The sequence below is a fragment of the Mycobacterium triplex genome, from assembly GCF_000689255.1.
GTDB classification, from domain to species: domain Bacteria; phylum Actinomycetota; class Actinomycetes; order Mycobacteriales; family Mycobacteriaceae; genus Mycobacterium; species Mycobacterium triplex.
Window position 1 is genome coordinate 3,832,293 of sequence record NZ_HG964446.1, and the last position, 20,576, is coordinate 3,852,868.

19 protein-coding genes are annotated in these 20,576 nt (G+C 68.8%); 7 read left to right on the plus strand and 12 right to left on the minus strand.

Annotation, left to right across the window (positions count from 1 at the left end; translation table 11 throughout):
• The 8 genes from mraY to BN973_RS17830 form a co-directional block, all read right to left on the minus strand.
• Entirely contained in the window at positions 1 to 1,080 is a 1,080-nt protein-coding gene (gene mraY / locus BN973_RS17795; protein WP_036469802.1) for a phospho-N-acetylmuramoyl-pentapeptide-transferase, read from the minus strand.
• Positions 1,077 to 2,603, minus strand: coding sequence for a UDP-N-acetylmuramoyl-tripeptide--D-alanyl-D-alanine ligase (locus tag BN973_RS17800; protein ID WP_036469805.1), 1,527 nt, complete (start codon positions 2,601 to 2,603; stop codon positions 1,077 to 1,079). The genes mraY and BN973_RS17800 overlap by 4 nt, the downstream gene beginning before the upstream one ends.
• Entirely contained in the window at positions 2,600 to 4,168 is a 1,569-nt protein-coding gene (locus tag BN973_RS17805) for a UDP-N-acetylmuramoyl-L-alanyl-D-glutamate--2,6-diaminopimelate ligase (protein WP_084163442.1), read from the minus strand. Before BN973_RS17805 ends, BN973_RS17800 begins: the two co-directional genes overlap by 4 nt.
• 66 nt (positions 4,169 to 4,234) lie before the next feature.
• Entirely contained in the window at positions 4,235 to 6,244 is a 2,010-nt protein-coding gene (locus BN973_RS17810) for a peptidoglycan D,D-transpeptidase FtsI family protein (RefSeq protein ID WP_036469808.1), read from the minus strand.
• Positions 6,241 to 7,524: a cell division protein FtsL gene (gene ftsL, locus BN973_RS17815; RefSeq protein WP_036469810.1), complete on the minus strand. Its 1,284-nt coding sequence runs from the start codon at positions 7,522 to 7,524 to the stop codon at positions 6,241 to 6,243. Before ftsL ends, BN973_RS17810 begins: the two co-directional genes overlap by 4 nt.
• Positions 7,521 to 8,735, minus strand: a complete 1,215-nt coding sequence (gene rsmH, locus BN973_RS17820; RefSeq protein ID WP_139830041.1) for a 16S rRNA (cytosine(1402)-N(4))-methyltransferase RsmH — start codon at positions 8,733 to 8,735, stop codon at positions 7,521 to 7,523. Before rsmH ends, ftsL begins: the two co-directional genes overlap by 4 nt.
• Positions 8,710 to 9,141 (minus strand): division/cell wall cluster transcriptional repressor MraZ, encoded by a 432-nt coding sequence (gene mraZ, locus BN973_RS17825; protein WP_036469814.1) that lies wholly within the window; start codon positions 9,139 to 9,141, stop codon positions 8,710 to 8,712. Before mraZ ends, rsmH begins: the two co-directional genes overlap by 26 nt.
• A gap of 340 nt (positions 9,142 to 9,481) precedes the next feature.
• On the minus strand, positions 9,482 to 9,883 hold the full coding sequence (locus BN973_RS17830; RefSeq protein WP_036469816.1) for a DUF3040 domain-containing protein: 402 nt from the start codon (positions 9,881 to 9,883) through the stop codon (positions 9,482 to 9,484).
• 338 nt (positions 9,884 to 10,221) lie between these two features.
• Here BN973_RS17830 and BN973_RS17835 point away from each other — a divergent pair, with 338 nt between their 5' ends.
• Both BN973_RS17835 and lppM read left to right on the plus strand, forming a co-directional pair.
• Positions 10,222 to 10,824 (plus strand): GNAT family N-acetyltransferase, encoded by a 603-nt coding sequence (locus BN973_RS17835; RefSeq protein WP_036469818.1) that lies wholly within the window; start codon positions 10,222 to 10,224, stop codon positions 10,822 to 10,824.
• 87 nt (positions 10,825 to 10,911) lie between these two features.
• The gene (gene lppM / locus BN973_RS17840; protein WP_036469819.1) at positions 10,912 to 11,562 is read left to right on the plus strand and encodes a lipoprotein LppM; all 651 of its coding nucleotides are present in this window, start codon (positions 10,912 to 10,914) and stop codon (positions 11,560 to 11,562) included.
• Here the strand turns inward: lppM and BN973_RS17845 are convergent.
• On the minus strand, positions 11,559 to 12,455 hold the full coding sequence (locus BN973_RS17845; protein WP_036469821.1) for a mycobacterial-type methylenetetrahydrofolate reductase: 897 nt from the start codon (positions 12,453 to 12,455) through the stop codon (positions 11,559 to 11,561). The two genes, lppM and BN973_RS17845, sit on opposite strands and share 4 nt — an antisense overlap.
• Before the next feature lie 207 nt (positions 12,456 to 12,662).
• Here BN973_RS17845 and idsA2 point away from each other — a divergent pair, with 207 nt between their 5' ends.
• Entirely contained in the window at positions 12,663 to 13,712 is a 1,050-nt protein-coding gene (gene idsA2 / locus BN973_RS17850) for a bifunctional (2E,6E)-farnesyl/geranyl diphosphate synthase (RefSeq protein WP_036469823.1), read from the plus strand.
• Positions 13,713 to 13,716: 4 nt separating this feature from the next.
• Positions 13,717 to 15,252, plus strand: coding sequence for an alpha-(1->6)-mannopyranosyltransferase A (locus tag BN973_RS17855; protein ID WP_036469825.1), 1,536 nt, complete (start codon positions 13,717 to 13,719; stop codon positions 15,250 to 15,252).
• Here the strand turns inward: BN973_RS17855 and BN973_RS17860 are convergent.
• The gene (locus tag BN973_RS17860) at positions 15,249 to 15,653 is read right to left on the minus strand and encodes an Rv2175c family DNA-binding protein (protein WP_036469827.1); all 405 of its coding nucleotides are present in this window, start codon (positions 15,651 to 15,653) and stop codon (positions 15,249 to 15,251) included. The two genes, BN973_RS17855 and BN973_RS17860, sit on opposite strands and share 4 nt — an antisense overlap.
• Before the next feature lie 82 nt (positions 15,654 to 15,735).
• Here BN973_RS17860 and BN973_RS17865 point away from each other — a divergent pair, with 82 nt between their 5' ends.
• Complete coding sequence (locus tag BN973_RS17865; protein WP_051641330.1) at positions 15,736 to 16,959, plus strand: protein kinase domain-containing protein; 1,224 nt, start codon at positions 15,736 to 15,738, stop codon at positions 16,957 to 16,959.
• Positions 16,960 to 17,026: 67 nt separating this feature from the next.
• Positions 17,027 to 17,662, plus strand: coding sequence for a TetR/AcrR family transcriptional regulator (locus BN973_RS17870; protein ID WP_036469830.1), 636 nt, complete (start codon positions 17,027 to 17,029; stop codon positions 17,660 to 17,662).
• Positions 17,663 to 17,669: 7 nt separating this feature from the next.
• Here the strand turns inward: BN973_RS17870 and BN973_RS17875 are convergent, their stop codons facing one another.
• Entirely contained in the window at positions 17,670 to 18,755 is a 1,086-nt protein-coding gene (locus BN973_RS17875; RefSeq protein WP_036472634.1) for a methyltransferase, read from the minus strand.
• Positions 18,756 to 18,938: 183 nt separating this feature from the next.
• On the opposite strand from BN973_RS17875, the gene BN973_RS32015 reads away from it, so the two are divergent.
• Positions 18,939 to 19,061 carry a hypothetical protein gene (locus BN973_RS32015; RefSeq protein ID WP_269147646.1) on the plus strand — a complete coding sequence of 41 codons (123 nt, stop codon included), beginning with the start codon at positions 18,939 to 18,941 and terminating at the stop codon, positions 19,059 to 19,061.
• Positions 19,062 to 19,186: 125 nt separating this feature from the next.
• Here the strand turns inward: BN973_RS32015 and BN973_RS32020 are convergent, their stop codons facing one another.
• Positions 19,187 to 20,413 carry a PPE family protein gene (locus BN973_RS32020; RefSeq protein ID WP_051641331.1) on the minus strand — a complete coding sequence of 409 codons (1,227 nt, stop codon included), beginning with the start codon at positions 20,411 to 20,413 and terminating at the stop codon, positions 19,187 to 19,189.
• Positions 20,414 to 20,576 lie beyond the last annotated feature (163 nt).

A 20,576-nucleotide genomic window follows, 5' to 3' on the forward strand; every position in this document is an offset into this window, starting at 1 on the left:
TCATGCGCCGATCGTGGCGAGCCACTCACCGTAGAACAGCGCCACACCCAGCCCGCAGGCGATCGCGGTGAGCAGCCAGAAGCGGATGATCACCGTCGTTTCGGCCCAGCCGCTCAGCTCGAAATGGTGATGGAAGGGCGCCATCCGGAACACCCGGCGCCCGGTGGTGCGGAAGGTCAGGATCTGCAGCACCACCGAGACGACTTCGGCGACGAACAGCGAACCCAGCACCACCGCGAGCAGCTCGGTGCGGCTGGCCACGGACAAGCCCGCGATGATCCCGCCCAGCGCCAGCGAACCGGTGTCGCCCATGAAGATCTTGGCGGGCGCGGCATTCCACCACAGAAAGCCGATACAGGCGCCCGCGGTCGCGGCGGCCACCAAGGCCAGGTCGAGCGGGTCGCGCACGTTGTAGCAGCCCAGGCCCGGCGCGGTGGCGCAGGCGTTGCGGTACTGCCAGAAGGTGATCAGCACGTAGGCACCGGTGACCATCGCCATGCAGCCCGCGGCCAGCCCGTCGAGGCCGTCGGTGAAGTTGACCGCGTTGGACCAGGCGCTGACGACGAGCACACAGAACAGCACGAACAGGCCCGGAGCCAGTGTGACGGTGGCGATTTCACGGACGTAGGACAGATCCGCGCTGGCCGGCGTCAAGCCGTTGGCGTTGTGGAACTGCAGGACCAGCACCCCGAACAGCACCGCGGCCACGATCTGCCCGACCGTCTTGGCCGTCTTGTTCAAGCCCAGGTTGCGCGAGCGGCGGATCTTGATCAGGTCGTCGAGGAAGCCGACGCCACCCAGCACGGTGGCCAGCCCCAGCACCAGCAGACCCGACGCGGAGGCGCCCTCGCCGTCGAACGCCAGCCCGGCGAGGTGGGTGCCCAGGTAGCCGGCCCAGATACCCGCCACGATCGCCACGCCGCCCATCGACGGCGTACCGCGTTTGGTGTGGTGACTCGGCGGCCCGTCCTCGCGGATCTGATGGCCGAACCCCTGCTTGGTGAACAGCCGGATCAGCGCCGGCGTCAGCAGAATCGACACGGTCAGGGCGATCGCGACGGCCACCAGGATCTGTCTCACCGGCGGGCCCCGCCCTCTGCCGCCAGTGTTTCGGCCAGGGCGCCGAGTCCGGCGGCGTTGGACGCCTTCACCAGGACGACGTCGCCGGGTCGCAGTTCGGCCCGCAATAACTCGAGCGCGGCGTCGCCGTCGGCCACCTGCACGGCCCCTCGATCTCCAGAGGCTCCCCACGAACCCTCCATGACCGCAGCGTGGTGCATCGCGGCTACCGACCTCCCCGTTCCCACGACAACAAGTCGAGACACATCTAAGCGCACCGCCAGCCGGCCGATGGCATCGTGCTCGCTTATCGCCTCCTCGCCGAGCTCGGCCATCTCGCCCAGCACGGCCCAGCTGCGTCGCTCCGTCTGGCCACCCCGGGCGATCGAGGCCAGCGCCTGCAGTCCGGCCCGCATCGAGTCGGGGTTGGCGTTGTAGGCGTCGTCGATGACCGTCACCCCGTCCGCCCGGTTGCTCACCTGCATCCGGTGCCGCGACACCGGGCCGGCCGCGGCCAGCGACGCGGCGATCTGCTCGACGCCGGCGCCGCACTGCAGGGCGACCGCGCTGGCACACAGCGCATTGGTGACCTGGTGTTCGCCGTAGACGCCGAGTTGCACCTCGACCTCGGCAGCGCCGCGCGCGTCCATCGCGTGCAGGGTAAAGCGCGGCCTGGCCAATTCGTCCAGCGACACGCCCTCGGCCCAGACGTCGCTGGGGCCCGAATCGGTGTGGCTGGCCCGGCTGACCCGGACCACCCAACCGGAGCAGACATGCGCCATCGCCGCGACCGACGGGTCGTCGACGTTGAGGATGACCACGCCCGACGGCGGAACAGCTTGTGGCAGTTCGGATTTGGTACGCGCAATCGCCTCGCGCGAGCCGAACTCGCCAAGGTGCGCGGTGCCCACGTTGAGCACCACCCCGATCGCCGGCGGGGCGATCCGTGCCAGCTCGGCGATATTGCCGGGATGGCGCGCCGACATCTCCAGAACCAAATAGTCGGTGCGCCGCGTAGCGCGCAGCACCGTCCAGGGATGACCCAGCTCGTTGTTGAACGATCCCGGCGGGGCCACCACTTCGCCCAGCGGCTCGAGTACCGCGGCCACCAGGTCTTTGGTCGACGTCTTTCCCGACGAGCCGGTGATCCCGATGATGGTCAGCCCGCCCGCGACCAGCTCCTCGGCCACCGCCTTGGCCAGTTCGGCCAGCGCGCCCAGCACCGCGGCACCCGATCCGTCGGGGTCGTGTTCGAGCACGCCGGCGCGGCTGTCTCGCGGTTCGGGGGCCACGACGATGGCGGGAACCCCGACCGGCCGGGCGGCCAGCACCGCCACCGCACCGGCGGCCACCGCCGAGGCCGCGTGGTCGTGCCCGTCCGAGCGCGCGCCGGGCAGCGCCAGGAACAGCCCGCCGGGACCGACGGCGCGCGAGTCGAATTCGACGGTCCCGGTGACGCGGAGTTCGGCGGCCTGCTCCGCGGAGACGTCGGCCAGGGTGCCGCCGACGATCTCGGCGATCTGCGCGACGGTCATCTCGATCATCGGAGGTCTTCCAAGGCCTGTGCGAGTTCCACCCGGTCGTCGAACGGGCGCACCACATCGCCGGCGCGCTGCCCGGTTTCGTGACCTTTGCCGGCGATCAGCACCACATCGCCGGGCCCGGCCCAGCCGACAGCGTGCCTGATCGCCTCGTGCCGGTCGCCGATCTCGACCACCTCCGCAGCGAATCCTGTTGCGCCGTCCAGTATCTCGCGGCGGATCAGCGCGGGATCCTCGCTGCGCGGGTTGTCGTCGGTGACGACGACCAAGTCGGCCAGCTCGGCGGCGACAGCCCCCATTGGCCCCCGCTTGCCCGGGTCGCGATCGCCACCGGCGCCGAACACCACCGCCAGCCGCCGACCCGGCCGCCGCAGGGTGGTCAGCACCGCGCGCAAGGCGCCCGGCTTGTGCGCGTAGTCGACGAGGGCGAGGAAATCCTGGCCGCGGTCGACCTCTTCCAGTCGCCCGGGAACGCGGGTGTTGCCCAGCCCGTCGGCCGCCCGCTCCGGAGAAACCCCGACTGCGTCGAGAATGGCCAGTGCGACAAGGCAATTCGCGATGTTGTAGGCGCCCGTCAACCGAATCCCGATCCGGTGCCGGCCACCGGCGGGGTCCACGACGGTGAACTCCTGCCCGGCTCCCGACGGCGTCACGTCCGTCGCGCGCCAGTGCGCCGGTTGGCCCGTCGCGCTGACCGTGATCGCATCGGTGGCCCGCTGCGCCATCGCGCGCCCGGCGTCGTCGTCGACGCACACCACGGCTCTGCGGGCATGCAACGGCGAATTCTGGTCGAACAGCAACGCTTTGGCTTCGAAGTAGTCGGCCATGGTGGGGTGAAAGTCGAGGTGGTCGCGGGACAGGTTGGTGAATCCTGCTACCGCGAAACGGGTTCCGTCGACGCGGCCCAACGTCAGCGCGTGACTGGAAACCTCCATGACGACGGTGTCCACCCCTCGCTCGGCCATCGCGGCCAGCATCGCCTGCAGCGCGGGGGCCTCGGGTGTGGTCAGGGCGCTGGGGATGTCTGCGCCGTCGATGCGGATGCCGATGGTGCCGATCAGCCCCGCGGTGTGACCGCCGGCGCGCAATCCCGATTCGACGAGATAGGTCGTGGTGGTCTTTCCGGAGGTGCCGGTGATGCCGACCACCGTCACCCGGTCGGACGGGTTTCCGTAGACCGTGGCCGCCAGCCCGCCGAGCACGCTGCGCGGCGCCGGGTGCACCAGCGTCGGCACGGCGGGGGCACCGCCCATCTCGGCGAGCCCGGCGGGGTCAGTGAGCACCGCGACGGCACCGCGTTCGATCGCGTCGCCGGCATAGCGGGCACCATGGGTGGCCGAGCCGGGCAGCCCGGCGAACAAGTCACCGGGCACCAGGTCCTGGGCCCGCAGCGTCACGCCGGTGATCGACACGTCCGGGACGGCGCCGCCGCCGGCCGGCACCGCGTCCACTTGAGCCGCCAGTGCGGGCAGTCGCACGCCCGCGCCCTTGCTGGGGCGCAGCTCATCCGACCTCTGCACTGTCGTCACACCTTCCCGGGACGCCGCGTGATCGTCATGATCAGCCATGACACCCTATCGAGACGCGCCCCGGCGGGAGGCCACGCCCGCGGGTTACGGCGACGCCAGCAGCGGCTACGTGGCCTGCAGGAGCAGCGGCGGACCGGGGTCGGGCGACAGCGGCACGTTCTCCCGCTGCATCAGCCAGCCCGCGATGTTGTGGAACAGCGGGGCCGCCGAGTGACCGGGCGTACCGTCGGCGTTGCGTTCCGGGTTGTCCATCATGATGCCGATCACGTAGCGCGGATTGTCCACGGTGGCCATCCCGGCGAACGTGATCCAGTAGACGTTGTCGAAGTAGCAGCCGCAGCCCGGGTTGATCTGCTGAGCGGTACCGGTCTTGCCGGCCATCTGGTAGCCGGGCACCGCGGCCGCGGGACCGGTGCCCTGCTGGTAGCCCATCGGGTCGTGTTGCACGACGGCGCGCAGCATGCCCCGCACGGTCTGCGCGGTCTGCGCCGAGACCACCCGAACACCTTCCGGGCGCACTTCTTCGGTGCGGGTGCCGTCGGGGGCGATGGTGGCCTTGATGATTCGCGGCGGTATCCGCACCCCGTCGTTGGCGATGGTCTGGTACATGTCCGTCATCTGCAGCAAGGTCATCGAAAGACCTTGCCCGATAGGCAGGTTGGAGAATGTGCTGCCCGACCACTGGTCGATCGGTGGCACCAGCCCGGCGCTCTCACCGGGCAGTCCGACGTTGGTGCGCTGTCCCAGCCCGAATTTGCGGACCATGTCGTAGAAGCGTTCCGGCCCAACGCGTTGCGCCAGCATCAGGGTGCCGACGTTCGAGGATTTCCCGAACACGCCGGTGGTGGTGTAGGGCATCACGCCGTGGTCCCACGCGTCGTGCACATTGACGCCACCCATGTTGATGGAGCCCGGGACCTGCAGCACCTCGTCGGGGTTGCTCAGGCCGTATTCGATGACCGACGACGCGGTGATGATCTTGTTCACCGAGCCGGGCTCGAACGGCGAGGACACCGGCAGGTTGCCCAGCTGCCGGTCACCCTGGCGACCGATGTCCTGGGACGGGTCGAAGGTGTTGTCGTTGGCCATGGCCAGTACTTCACCGGTCTTCGCGTCCAGCACGACGGCCGAAACATTGTGTGCCCCCGACAGATTCTTGGCCTGCTGGACCTGCTGCTGCACGTAGAACTGGATGTCGTTGTCGATGGTGAGCTGGACGGTCGAACCGTTGACCGCCTTGTGCCGGTTGCGGTAACTGCCGGGGATGACCACGCCGTCGGACCCGCGGTCGTAGGTGATCGAGCCGTCGGTGCCCGACAGCACCGAGTCCATGCTGTCCTCGAGGCCGAGCAGGCCGTGGCCGTCCCAGTCGATGCCGCCGACGACGTTGGCCGCCAACGATCCGCCCGGATACTGGCGCAGGTCCTGCCGCTCGGACCCGACCTCGGGGTACTTGTCCGAGATGGCGCTGGCGACGGCCGGGTCGACGGCACGCGCCAGGTAGACGAAGTTGTCGCCCGATTGCAGCTTCTTCAGCAGGGTCGCGTAGTCCGGCTTGTTGTCCAGCCGCGCCGCAACCTCTTTGGCGATGTCGCGCAGCCGCTGTTGGGGATCGGGGGCGGACGGGTTCTTCTTCCTGGCGTCTTCCAGTTGCTGGCGGATCCGCTTGGGCTGAAACGTCAGGGCGCGCGATTCGATGGTGAAGGCCAGCTGCTGGTTGTTGCGGTCGACGATGCTGCCGCGGATGGCTTTCGAGACGTCGGTGACCTTGAGCTGCCCGGCGGCCTGGGCGCGCAGCTTCGGCGCGTTGGTGACCTGCAGGACGAACAGCTGCGCGCCGGCCACCAGCATCAGCACCAGGATGACCACGTAGCCGACGCGATGCCGCACGACGAACGACCCGCCGCGCAGGCCCGCGTCGACGACGTGGCGGGTGCGCCGTTCGTTGGCCGAATGGCCGAGCGGGGCCTCGCCGGATTTCTTGGCCTTGCGGAATCCCTTTGCTTCCGGCTTCCGAGTGCGGTTAGGTTGCCGAACGTCTTTGGCCTGCCGCGGTTTACGCGGACCGCGCGTCGGTCGCGGCCGGCGTGTCCGGCCGTCCTCGCCGCGACTCACCGGGTGGGCCCTGGTAAGGCACCGGGCGGCGCGATCTGCGCGCCGTGATTCGGAATGGCCTGCGGCCCGGGCAACGCCGGGACGGCGGCCTGCGGCACCCGTTGTACCGGGACCGGCACTTCCGCCGGCAACGGCGCGGGCGCCGGCACCGAAAGGGGCAGTCCGCCAACCGGAATCGGCACTTCGGCGGGCACCGGAGCGGCCGCCGCGCCCGCCGGTGCGGGCAGCCCGGGCATCGGCAGACCCGGCGTCGGCAGCCCTTGGGCCGGCAGCGCCTGTGCCGGAAGTCCTTGCGTCGGAAGTACTTGCGTGGGAAGTCCTTGGGTCGGCAGTCCTGGCGCCGGCAACCCCGGCGTCGGCAGCATACCCGGGAATTGCCCGCCAACCCGGCCACCTGGGCTGCCCGGCGCGCCGGGCGCGGCCGGCGGCAGATGCTGACCACCCACGGTCGTCGAGCCATCCGGAGCGCGCAGCAGCGCCTCGGGTCCACCGGCGCGGCCCGGCACCAGGGCAGCACCCGGATTCGGTTGCACGCGGACCGGGACTTCCGGCGGCAGCACCGCCGGCTTCGGCGGTGCCGGCGGGCCTTCCTCGGGCAGCTTGGTGTTCAGCGGTGGCGGCGGAACGCCGTCTGCGGGCTTGGGCGTGCCGACCACCACCCAGCTACCGGACGGATCCTGGACCAGGTGAGCGGTGTCGCGGGTCGGGATCATGCCCTGCTTGCGGGCCGCTTCGGCCAGCGCCGGCGCGGCCTCCGCCTCGCGCACATCGCGTTCCAGCGCCTCCTTCTGCTGCTGCAGCATCCGGGTCTTCTCGCGCGCGTGACTCAACTGGTAGGACCGCTCCGCGGAATCGGTGGACAGCCACAGCGTGAGCGCCAGGCCGAGACCGAGCGCGCCGATGATCAGCACGACGAACGGAACCTTGGCCAGCAACGTCTGCGGACGCAGGTCGATCGACGCCAGCCGGATAGCAATCCGCTCACTAAGCCGAGGCCGAATAACCTTGGGCGCTTTGGCTTTCCGCGCCTTGGCGCGGGCCTTGGCCTGGCCGCTGCTCTTGGGACGTGCTTTGCGCTCGACGGGCCGCGCATTGGGGCTGGTTTGCGGGCCGGATGTGGACGAGCGCGCCTCGCGACCGGTCGCCGTACCCCGCGCCGGCCGGGTGCGCCGCGTCGTCGAGTCCGCCGCGTTGCGCCTGGCCTTGCGGGCAGCAACGTCACGCCCACCGCGCCGGTCGGTGCGGCGTTTCGGCGCCTCGCGCTTGGCTTTCGCTTTCATGAGTCGCCCTTCTCGGTCACCGGCGGGTGTGGTTGTCCCTCGACGTCCAGCCGTTGCAAGGCCCGTAGTCGCACGGCGGTGCTACGAGGGTTACGTTCGATTTCGTCGGCGTCGGCGCGCTCGGCCCCGCGGGTCAGCGACCGGAATCGCGGGCCGCGGCCGGGCAGCTCGAACGGGAGATCCACCGGCGTGCCCGAAGCGACCGCGTCGGCGAACTCGCGTTTGACAATCCGGTCTTCCAGCGACTGGTAGGCCATCACCACGATGCGTCCGCCGACGGTGAGCGCATCCAACGCGGCCGGGATGGCCCGGCGCAGCGTGTCCAGCTCGTCGTTGACCGCGATCCGCAGCGCCTGGAAGGTGCGCTTGGCCGGATGCCCGCCGGTGCGCCGGGCCGCGGCCGGAATCGCCTGGTACAGAAGCTCAACCAGCTCGGCGGTCGAGCGCAACGGGGTGCGGGCGCGCCGGCGGACGATGTGCGTGGCGATCCGGCGCGCGAACCGCTCCTCGCCGTAACGGTGCAGGATGTCCGCCAGTTCGGCCTCGTCGTAGGTGTTGACGATGTCGGCCGCGGTCAGCGGGGACGACGGATCCATCCGCATGTCCAGCGGCGCGTCCTGGGCGTAGGCAAATCCGCGCTCGGCCCGGTCGAGTTGCATGGACGACACGCCCAGATCGAACAGCACCCCGTCGATCGATTCCTGTGCGGCATAACCGCATTCGGCCAGGGCCGCGTCGATGCCGTCATACCGCGTGTGCACCAGTGTGATTCGGTCGGCGAAGGGCGCCAGCCGATCGCCGGCGATGTCCAGGGCGCTGGGATCGCGGTCGAGCCCGATCAATCGCAGGCCCGGAAGTTCGGTCAGGAATCGTTGGGCGTGCCCGCCCGCACCGAGAGTGGCATCGACGAGCACCGCGCCGGAACCGTCGGCGTGCTGACGGGTCAATGCCGGGGTGAGCAGTTCGACGCTGCGCGCAAGCAGCACGGGCACGTGCCCGAAGTCCTTGTCGGCCACCGCAACACCTCCGGGGGTCGGGCGAGCTGCCTGCGCACTCCTCCGGCCCTGCCGGGCCGCCAAGGCTGGGGCCCAGGCACCGAGGTCCCTGTCCGACGCTACGAACCTGGCGTTGGGGAAGTACGCCAGGGTCGGTTCGGGCAGAGGCCACGATGCACGGGCATGCGCCTCAGATGATGTCGCCGAGTGCTTCATCGCTGGCCGCGGAGAAGTTCTCTTCGTGCGTTTGCTGGTAGTCCTGCCAGGCCTGGGCATCCCAGATCTCGAGGTAGTCGACCGCACCGATCACCACGCATTCCTTGGATAGGTTCGCGTAGCGGCGGTGGTCGGACGACAAGGTGATGCGGCCCTGGGCATCGGGGTGCTGCTCATCGGTGCCGGCGGCCAGATTGCGCAGGAACGCCCTGGCTTCCGGGTTGCTTCGAGACGTCTTGCTGGCCCGGCGGGCGAGCTGCTCGAATTCCGCCCGCGGGTAGACGGCGAGGCTGTGATCTTGGCTCTTGGTGACCATCAACCCCCCTGCCAGCGCGTCGCGGAACTTGGCGGGCAACGTCAGTCGCCCTTTGTCGTCGAGTTTGGGCGTGTAGGTGCCGAGAAACACCTGCTCACCTCCTGCGGAGACCGGCTCTCGCCGCGCCCGAACACTTCAGCCACCATACCCCACAGTCCCCCACTTTGCCCCATAAACGGGGTGTCGGCGGGGTGTTTCGCCGATCATTTGCCACGTCACGCCGGCCCGCGGCCGCCGACCGTCGTTTCGGAGCCTCGGCGCGCCGTTGGGAAACCGCATTTCAGGGCCCAAAGTCGGCCGGTGGGGCGAAGTGGGGCGCCGCGGTGGGGCGGAGTGGGGCGCGGATTGGCATCGATTCGGAGTCGAATCGGGCTCCGGACACAAAAACAAGGGGCAGCCGGTCCGGCTGCCCCTTAAGGTTTGCGGTTGATTACTCGTCGAAGCGGCGGCGGAAGCGATCTTCCATGCGGCTGGTGAAGGAGCCCCCGCCCCCCTTGTTGCGGCGTTGCCGCGAACCCTGCGCGGGCCCGGATTGGTTGGAGCGCCCGGACATCCGCGGACCGGTGATGGCGAACACCACACCACCGAACATCACAACGAAGCCAACGACGCTGAGAATCGGGAAGCTGCCAATCATCGTGGCCTTGAAGGCCACGCCGGAAACCAGCATCGCCAGACCGATAACGAAGAGAGCCGCACCCTGCAGACGGCGCCGCGCGGTGGGTGCGCGGAACCCCCCGCCACGTACGCTCGACGCGAACTTGGGATCCTCGGCGTAGAGAGCGCTCTCGATCTGATCGAGCATCCGCTGCTCATGATCGGAGAGTGGCATTCGTCCCTCCTTGCCGACAGTCTGACACGTAACTATCGATAGCACGCGGATGCCCATTGTATGGGCAACTAAGTCAAATGATACGAGGTCAATCTGACCCGTACCACTGGTTCGTCCGCGATTCTATCTCCGTTGCTTCCCGACGATCATCGGGCCGCAACGGCGATGCGTTACAACACCCTTGCCGAAACCCTCGCGGTCGTCGGCTGGTTGCCACCACCGCCCGTCAGCCGATCGGCCCCGGACCCGATAATGGCGATACGGGCCCGGGCCCGCTGCGCCGCCGATGCCGACAAGCGCACGACGCCGGATCACTGTGACGAGGAGGACACCGCGAGTTGGCGATATTCCTCATCGATCTGCCGCCGAAAGATATGGAGCGCCGCCTCGGTGACGCCCTCGCGGTCTACATCGACGCGATGCGGTACCCGCGGGGTACCGAGAACCAGCGGGCCGCCATGTGGCTCGAGCACATCCGCCGCCGTGGGTGGCAGGCGGCCGCAGCGGTCGAGACGGACGTGGCCGAGGGCGGCGAGGTGCCGTCGGCGTCGGAACTGAGCGACGCGCCGTTGCTCGGGGTGGCCTACGGCTACCCGGGGGCGCCCGGGCAGTGGTGGCAGCAACAGGTGGTGTTGGGGATGCAACGCGGCGGCCTGCCGGCTCAGGAGATCGCGCGGCTGATGAACAGCTATTTCGAGCTGACCGAACTGCACATTCATCCGCGCGCCCAGGGCCGCGGCATCGGCGAGGCATTGGCCCGCCGGCTGCTCGCCGGGCGCTGCGAGCGCAACGTCATGCTCTCGACGCCGGAAACCAACGGCGAGGCCAATCGCGCCTGGCGGTTGTACCGGCGGCTGGGCTTCAACGACATCATCCGCCGCTACCACTTCGCCGGTGACCCACGGGCGTTCGCGATCCTGGGTCGCCCGCTGCCGCTCTAGCAGCACCAGATCTGGCACGATGACCTGGTGCGCGCCAGCTCTCCCCCACGTCGAACCCGAGCAACCACTCGCGTGCTAGCCATCGCCATGCTGATGCTGCTGGTGCCCCTGGCGACCGGATGCCTGCGAGCCAGAGCCTCGCTGACCGTCTCGCCCGACGACCTGGTGTCCGGGGAGATCATCGCGGCGGCCAAGCCGAAGACCCCCAAGGACACCGGCCCGCAGCTCGACACCAACAACTTGCCGTTCAACCAGAAGGTGGCGGTGTCGAACTACGACAGCGACGGCTACGTCGGGTCGCAGGCGGTGTTCTCGGACTTGACGTTCGGCGAACTGCCGCAGCTGGCCAACATGAACTCCGACGCTGCCGGCGTGAATGTGTCGCTACGCCGCAACGGCAACGTGGTGATCCTGGAAGGCCGCGCGGATCTGACGTCGCTGACCGATCCGGACGCCGACGTCGAGCTGACCGTCGCCTTTCCCGGCGTCGTGACGTCGACCAACGGTGACCGGGTCGATCCGGATGCGGTGTCGTGGAAGCTCAAGCCGGGTGTGGTGAGCACGATGACGGCCCAGGCGCGCTACACCGATCCCAACACCCGCTCCTTCACCGGCGCGGGGGTGTGGCTGGGCATCGCGTCGTTCGCGGCGGCGGGCGTGGTCGCGCTACTGGCCTGGATGAGCCGGGACCGCTCGGAGCGGTTCACCACGCCGGGCAATCAACCGCCGTCCGGCTAGACGCGCTGGGCGGGCGACCAGTACTCGATCATCTCGGCGAAGGTCGCAAACGCCGGGCCGGACAGCCCGTAGGTCGCCTCCAGGTGGATGCTCAGCGGGAAGCCCAGCCCGCCGACGCCGTCCACCACCCGCTTGTACATGTCCAGCATCAGCTGGCGCTTCCGGGGCGGTTCGCACCCGGCGAGCTGCTTGACGAATTCCTGCTCGGCGGCCACCGCGGCGTTGCCCGGGTCCTGAATGAGCCAGTTGATCAGGCCGGTCTTGTTCTCCATCTGGGGGACGAAGCCGAACGACAGCAGGATCTCGGGCCGGTGATCGGTGGTCTTGGCGAAGTCGGTCAAAAAGCCCACGATCGCGTCGGAGTACAGCAACTGGGTCATGCCGTAGGTGGCGCCCTGGTCGCATTTGAAGTTGAAACGACCGTGTTCCCCCTCGCGGGTGGGAATCAGGATCACGCCGCGGTTGACCACCAGGTCGCGATAGATCGACAGGGCGTCGGTCGGCGCGACGCCGGAGCCCTCGCCGTCGTTCATGGTGCGCGGGACGCCGACGAACACGACGCCCTCCATGCCGGCATCGGTGAGCTCGGTGAGCCGCCCCCGCAGCGTCGGCTCGTCGGAGAACGCGGTGACCTGCGTGCACAAGCCGGCGATGCCCGGCAGTTCGGGCTTTATGACGGACCAGAAGTCCAGCACGTCGAATTTGGGCTTCATCGGGACGGGACGGTCGTCGTCCTCGGCGATGATGCCGGGAATCATCACGTGACGGATGCGACCGTCGAGGCCGGACTCCGCGGAGAACTGCAAAACCTTGCGCGCCTCGTCCAGCGCCCGCTCCCGGCCCCCGTCCACGTTCGGCGGCACCAGCTCGAGCGCGACGGTGTTGAGAGTCACGCGGTTCCTCTCCCTCGGACGAATGGCACCTCGCCAGCATAGGGGCGCGGGGTTACCGCCCGCCTTGGCGGGGACGGGCGGTCACGGGGATGCCACCGCGGTCGCGGCGAATACACTGGTCGGGCCCAGAGAACACCGAGGCATGCCAGAGCAGAAAGGGGCGCCGCGCTGAGCCTCAAAACCCCAGCAGCAGCGGCAACCGTCGAGTTGACCGGCGCGATCGCCGAGCAGCTTCGCCGGTACCTGCACGAGCGGCGCGGCGAGACCGCGTACATCGGCGGCGACTACCCTACGCTGATCTCGGCCCTCGAAGACTTTGTGCTCACCGGCGGCAAACGGCTGCGGCCCGCATTCGCCTACTGGGGATGGCGCGCTGTCGCCGACGCCGAGCCCGACGCGCAGGCGCTACTGCTGTTTTCCGCGCTCGAGCTGCTGCAAGCCTGCGCGCTGGTGCATGACGACGTCATCGACGACTCTTCCACCCGCCGCGGCAAGCCGACCGTGCACGTCCGTTTCGCCGCCCTGCACCGCGACCGGAAGTGGCGCGGCCCCGCGGATCGGTTCGGGATGTCGGCGGCCATCCTGCTGGGCGACCTGGCCCTGGCGTGGGCCGACGACATCGTGTTCGGCGCGGACCTGCCCCGGGATGCGCAGCGGCGAGTCCGGCGCGTCTGGGCCGACATCCGCACCGAGGTGCTGGGCGGCCAATACCTCGACATCGTCGCCGAGGCCGGCGCCGACGAGTCGATCGCGTCGGCGATGAACGTCGACACGTTCAAGACCGCCTGCTACACGGTGACACGGCCACTGCAGCTCGGGGCGGCCGCGGCCGTCGACCGCCCGGAGGTGCAGGCCGCCTTTGCCCAGTTCGGGACCGACCTCGGGGTGGCGTTCCAACTACGGGACGACGTGCTGGGCGTGTTCGGGGATCCCGCCGTGACGGGCAAGCCGTCCGGTGACGATTTGCGCTCGGGCAAGCGCACCGTGCTGCTGGCCGAGGCACTGGAATTAGCCGGCAAGTCAAATCCCTTGGCGGCCAAACTCTTACGGGACTCCATCGGAGCGCCGTTGACCGCCGCGCAAGTGGCCGAGCTACGCGAGGTCATCGAGTCGGTGGGAGCCCTGGCCGCGGCCGAGCAGCGCATCGCCACCTTGACCGAACGGGCGCTGGCCGCACTCGCGGCCGCGCCCATCAGCACCCCGGCCAAGGCCGGGCTGTCCGAATTGGCCAGATTGGCCACCGACCGGTCCGCCTGAGTCGATGACCATGCCGATCGACACCGGCGAAACGCCCACGAAAAAGCCTGTCGCGGATCGACTTTCGGAGCTGAAGGCGTTTGCCGCCGCGCCGCAGGCCCGCCCCGCGAAGCTGGGCTTTTTGGGTTCGGTGCTGATCACCGCCGGCGGCCTGGGGGCGGGAAGCACCAAGCCACACGACCCGGTGCTGGAGTCGATCCACATGTCCTGGCTGCGATTTGGCCACGGGCTGGTGCTCTCGTCGATTCTGTTGTGGACGGGCGTGGCGCTGATGCTGATCGCCTGGCTGGCGCTGGGCCGCCGCGTCATAGCCGGCGAGACCACCGAATTCATGATGCGCGCCACCACCGGCTTCTGGTTGGCGCCGCTGCTGCTCTCGGTGCCGGTTTTCAGCCGCGACACCTATTCCTATCTGGCCCAGGGGGCGCTGCTTCGCGACGGCTTCGACCCGTACGCGGTGGGCCCGGTGGCGAACCCGAATGTGTTGCTGGACAACGTAAGCCCCATTTGGACGATCACCACCGCGCCGTACGGTCCGGTGTTCATCCTCATTGCCAAGCTCGTCACGGTGGTGGTCGGCAATCACGTGATCGCTGGAACCATGCTGCTGCGCTTGTGCATGCTGCCGGGGCTGGCGCTATTGATCTGGGCCGCTCCCCGACTCGCTCACCACATCGGAACCAGCGGCGCGACCGCGTTGTGGATCTGTGTGCTCAACCCGCTGGTGCTGATCCACCTGATGGGCGGTGTGCACAACGAGATGCTGATGGTGGGTTTGATGACCGCCGGCATCGCGCTGACCTTCGCACGCCGCCACGCCCTGGGCATCACCCTGGTCACGATCGCGGTCGCGGTCAAGGCGACCGCCGCGCTGTCGTTGCCGTTTCTGGTCTGGGTGTGGATGCGGCATCTGCGCGATCAACGCGGATATCGGCCGTTGCGGGCGTTCGCGGCGGCCACCGCGATGGGCCTGCTGATCTTCGTGGCGGTGTTCGGCATCTTGTCCGTGGTCGCCGGCGTCGGCCTGGGATGGCTCACCGCGCTGGCCGGATCGGTGAAGATCATCAACTGGCTGACCGTACCGACCGCGGCGGCCAACGTGATCCACTTTCTCGTCAACGGGTTCGTCCCGGTCAACTTCTATGCCACGCTGCGGATCACCCGCTACATCGGCATCGTGATCATCGCGGTGTCGCTGCCGCTGCTGTGGTGGCGGTACCGCCGCGACGACCGGGGCGCGCTGACCGGTATGGCGTGGTCGATGCTGATCGTGGTGCTGTTCGTGCCGGCCGCGCTGCCCTGGTACTACTCCTGGCCGCTGGCGGTGGCTTCCCCGCTGGCCCAGTCCCGACGGGCGATCGCCGTCATCGGCGGGCTTTCGACCTGGGCCATGGTGATCTTCAAGCCCGACGGGTCCCACGGGATGTATTCCTGGGTGCACTTTTCGATGGCGACCCTGGCCGCGCTGATCGCCTGGCGGGCGCTGTACCGGGCCCCGGAAGCACCCGCCGAGCAGGCCGAAGAACCTCTCGCCGCTTAATACGCCATGGCCTGGGCCCGGCGCACCACCTCGCGGGCCTGGTGGGCGTGCAGCGCGTCGACGGGACGGGCGTTGTTCAGCGCGTCGCGGCTGCCGTCGCGCGTCACCGTCAACGACGAGTCGGGGGTGAACAGCCAGCGCGCGATCTCGGTCTCGTGATAGCCGCCGTCGTGCAGGATGGTCAGCAATCCCGGCAGGCTCTTGACGACTTCCCCGCTCGTGGTGAAGAAGACCTGCGGGATCACCACACCCCCGGCGCGGCGGATCGCAAGCAGGTGACCTTCTCGCAGCTGCTGCTGCACCTTGCTCACCGGCACGCCGAGCAATTCGGCGACCCGGGGCAGGTCGTAGGTTGGCTCGTCGGGATCCAGAACATCGTCGCCGGCCGGAATACTGCCCACGGCGACAGTGTAGGCCGTGGTAGCCGGCGCGGAGGCGCCTTGACCCGATGTTCCGCCCGCCGATCGCCGACCCGCACCTACGATGGCCCCCGTGAGCAGACCCGGCACGGGCGACCCGTTGGACAGCACGTTGCTGGACGGTCGCTACCTGGTCCAGGGCAAGATCGCCAGCGGCGGGACCTCGACGGTGTACCGCGGCCTCGATGTCCGGCTCGACCGCCCGGTCGCGCTGAAGGTGATGGATTCGCGCTACGCCGGTGACAGCGAGTTCCTGACTCGCTTCCAGCTGGAGGCCCGCACGGTCGCCCGGCTGAAGAATCCGGGGCTGGTCGCGGTCTACGACCAGGGACTGGACGCGCGGCACCCGTTCTTGGTGATGGAGCTCATCGAGGGCGGCACGCTGCGCGAGCTGTTGGCCGAACGCGGCCCGATGCCGCCGCATGCCGTGGTGGCGGTGCTGCGCCCCGTGCTGGGTGGGCTGGCCGCCGCACACCGCGCCGGGCTGGTGCATCGCGACGTCAAACCCGAGAACGTGCTGATCTCGGATGACGGCGACGTCAAAATCGCCGATTTCGGGTTGGTGCGTGCGGTCGCGGCCGCCGGAATCACCTCTACCAGTGTCATTTTGGGCACCGCGGCCTATCTGTCGCCCGAGCAGGTGCGCGACGGCAATGCCGGCCCGCGCAGCGATGTCTACTCCGCCGGGATCCTCACCTACGAACTGCTGACCGGCCGCGCGCCCTTCACCGGCGACTCCCCGCTGTCGGTCGCCTACCAGCGACTCGACCACGATGTGCCGCGTCCCGGCAGCGTGATCGCAGGTGTGCCAACCCAATTCGACGACCTCGTGGCGTGTGCGACCGCGCGCGATCCCGCGCAGCGGTACGCCGACGCCATCGAGATGCTCGCCGACGTCGAGGCGATCGCCGAGGAGCTGGATCTGCCCGACTTCCGGGTGCCGGCGCCACGCAACTCCGCCCAGCACCGCTCGGCGGCACTGCACCACAGCCGGATGACGCAGCAGCGGCCCGCGGCGCCGCCCCCGCCGGCTGCGGTGCGCCAGCCCACCCGCCAGCTGACCCGCGGACCCGGCGACTGGCCGGAACCCGAACCCGGGAGCCAAAGCGAAGCCGAATACCAGCCCGTCGCAGGCGAATTCGCCGGCATCGCGATCAGTGAATTCGCCCTCGCCCGTCAGCAAAACCGCCGGATGGTGCTGATCTGGGTGGCGCTGGTGCTGGCGCTGACCGGCCTGGCCGCGACGGCCGGCTGGACGATCGGCAGCAACCTCAACGGCCTGCTGTGACGGCCGGCAAGCCGAAACGAGCTGCCGATTACCTTTTCAATACAGGTTGAAATGATATCGTTCGCAGGTGCCGTCACCTGGGAAGACGACAAAGCGGCGCGGCAGACGCCAAGGCGAGCCGGTCTCACGCGACGTGGTCCTGCGCGCGGCGAAGCGGCAGTTCGCCGTGCACGGTTATGACAAGACGCCGCTGCGGGCGATCGCCGACGACGCGCGAGTAGATCCGTCGATGATCCTCTATCTCTTCGGCTCGAAGGCGGCATTGTTTCGCGAATCGATGAAGTTGGTGCTGCCGTCGGAGTTGCTGACAACCGCGCTCGCCGAGAAGGACGACGACTTGGGCTGCCGCATCGTGCGGGCCTACCTCGGCATCTGGGAGCATCCCGACACGGCCGCGAGCATGGCCTCGATGGTGGCGTCGGCGACGTCGAACAGCGATGCCAAGGACGCGTTTCGCGGTTTCGTGCACGACTACCTGCTCGCGGCGGTGTCCAGCGTTCTGGGCGGTGGCGAGGAAGCGCGGCTGCGCGCGATGCTGGCCGCGACCAACCTGGTCGGCATCGCGATGCTGCGGTACATCATGCGGGTGCCGCCACTGTCGTCGCTCACGGTCGACGAAGTGGTCAGGTTCGTCGGGCCCGCGGTGCACCGGTTTCTGACTGCCCCCGCCGACGAGCTGGGGTTGGACGTGGCGCCGCAATAACTTTCGCCTACACCGCGGTCGCCTCGATGATGGACAGCGGCGACACGGTGTCGACGACCCGGTTCAGCCGGAAACCGGCTCGGTCGAACAGCTCGCCGTACTCGTCCACGGTGCGTTCGCGCGCGCCCGCGACGACCAGCATCTCGAGGTCCACCCACTTGCCGTGGAAGTCGCGGTCGTGGTCGGGAATGACGAACTCGCAGAGCAAAATTCGCGCGCCCGTGCGGGCCGCGGCCCGGACGTTCGCCAAGATGCGGATCGCGTCTTGCTCGGGCCAGTCGTGGATGATGTTCTTGAGCACATACGCGTCGCCACCCGCCGGGGCGGACTCGAAGAACGAGCCCTCTTCGATCCGGACGCGATCGTCGACACCGTGCTTGCGAAACAACTCGCCGGCGTCCGCCACCACCTCCGGAAGGTCGAACAGGACACCGCGCGAATTCGGCGCCGTCTGCAGGATCGCCGCCAACAGCCGACCATGTCCGCCTCCGACGTCGACGATCGTGCCGAACGCACTGAAGTCGCAGGCCGCCGTCAACGGCACGGTCGCGAATTCGGAGATGTTGGTCATGGCGGAGTTGAAGATCGCACCCAGCTCGGCCTCGTCGATCAGGTACTCGAAGGCCGGTTTGCCGCGCAGTTCCGGGAGCACCGGGTTGCCGGTCCGGACCGCGTCGGTCAAGTGGCTCCAGTGCTCGCGATGCTGAGGCGACCCGACCCACCGCGCCATCCCGGCCATGGAAACCGGCGCGTCGGTGCGCAGCGCCGCCGCGAGCGGGGTCAGCGCGTACCGCCCGTCGCCGCGCCGGCGGAAGATCCCGATACCGATCAACGCGCGCAGCAGTCGCCGCAGCGCGTCGGCGTCGGCACCGACCCGGTCTGCCAGCTGCTCGCCGGACAGCGGGCCGGCGGCCAGGGCATCCGCCACGCCGAGATCCGCCGCGGTCGTGATCGCCTGTGCGACCCAGGCATTCAGGATCAATTCCAGCATCACCGCCGGAGGCGGAGCGAAGCGTTGGCGCAGCCGCGCCAGGTGCTGGCGGGCCAGTTCAACCGCGCGTACGACCTTGGTCGGCGGAACCTTAGACGTCAAGTGACTACCCCTCTCGCTCACATTCGCCAGACGCGTTGCGCGGCCGAGTTCTCGACCGGCCAGCGCACCCGAAACCCGTTCAACGAGCACCATGCCCGCAAACTATCCATATTTCAATAGTAATTGAAATACGGCTCCGCTGCGGCTACAGTACTGGCAGGGGGCCAGAAGAACGGAGTCGTCATGTCACGTCTAGCCACGAAGGTCGCCGTCGCGGCGATCCTCGCCTTCACCGCCGTAGCCGCGACCGGGTGCGTTCCCACCGCGGCCAGCGTCGAACCACCCCTGGGTGTCGCGGCGGGGTAAGCCGCGTCGCGGCCGAATGCCCAGGCCGCACTTGGTGAATTACGCGCCGCCTATCGGGTGCCCTGGCGCAGCCCGGTAGGCGGCGCCTCTGTTTGTCGGCCGTATCGCCTACCAACGCGATGCGGCTACCCCCAACCGGCATCCACAACGGCTAACGCCCACTGCGCCAAGCCATTTGCATCGAACTGAGGCTGAATTCCCGCGGTACCCGCCAGGCCCGGCGCGGCCAGCCCGCCTAACGGGGCCGCCACCGCGCTCGACGAGCTGGGCAGGATGGGGGCGACGGAGGCGATGCTGATCGAACCGAACGCGTTGGTGATGGACGCACCCGCGGGGCCGACGATGACGGTGGCGGTGTTTGCAAAGGTCTGGACGGCGACCTGCCCCAACCCGACACCGGGGAGGGTGGCGGAGCCGTCGACCAGGGTGACCAGAACCTCCGAGAACGGTCCGGGAGTGAGGATGACGGGGGTTGATCCGGCAGTGACATTCGTGCCGGCGGGAATCACCACACCGCCCTCGGTGCAGTCGATAATCGTCTGAACTGTGCTGCCGGGGTTGACGATCACGGAGCCGTAGGTGATGAGGTTGGTGCCGGCGCCCATGACCGTGATCTCGCCGTTGTTGAGCAACATGCCGGTGTCGGTGCCGATGTTGATAGTGCCGCCCGGCGCGACCATCACGGTTTGGCCCGGAGCAACCGGCCCGACCGAATCGACCGTGCTGGAGCCGAGGGCATGCATTGTGGCATTGCTCGTGGCCAGTTGCTGGGTGGCGTTACCGGTCGCCTGCGCCACCGTCTGGGCCTGGGCGCCCTGCGCTGTCGAGTTGGTGGTCTGCGGTGGCTCGTCGAATGCTTGCAGGGTGCTGGCGGTTTCGGCCGCTGCCGCATAGCCGTACATGGCGGTGGCGTCCTGGGCCCACATCTGTGCGTACTGGGCTTCGGTGGCCGCGATCGCCGGGGTGTTCTGCCCGAAGAAATTGGTCGCGATCAACGCCATCAACATCGCCCGGTTGGCCGCGATCACCGGCGGTGGCACCGTCATCGCAAACGCCGTGTCGTAGGCCGCCGCCGCCGCGTGGGCCTGGACGGCGGTCTGCACCGCCGCGGCCCCGGTGGCCGACAGCCACCCCACATAGGGCGTGGCCGCGCTCATCATCAGCAGCGCCGAGGGGCCGGACCACGCGTGGCCGGTCAGTCCGGCCAGCTCGGCTGCGTAGCCGCTGGCGGTGGCTTCCAGCTGGGCCGCTAATGCGTCCCAACCCGCCGCGGCCGCCAGCATCGGCCCCGACCCGGGGCCGGCATACATCTGCCCGGAATTGACCTCCGGAGGTAGCAACGCGAAGTCCATGTCGTCGGCCCTTTCCGAGGACGGGCGAGTTATTTCAATGGTCATTGAATGTTTTTCAACGGCGATAGAATAACCCCGATGACGATCGGGCACCAGCAAATCCTCGTTGACGCCGCGTGACGGCCAGCACCCGGTGTGGTTGCCCGACGTCACGTTCGCGACA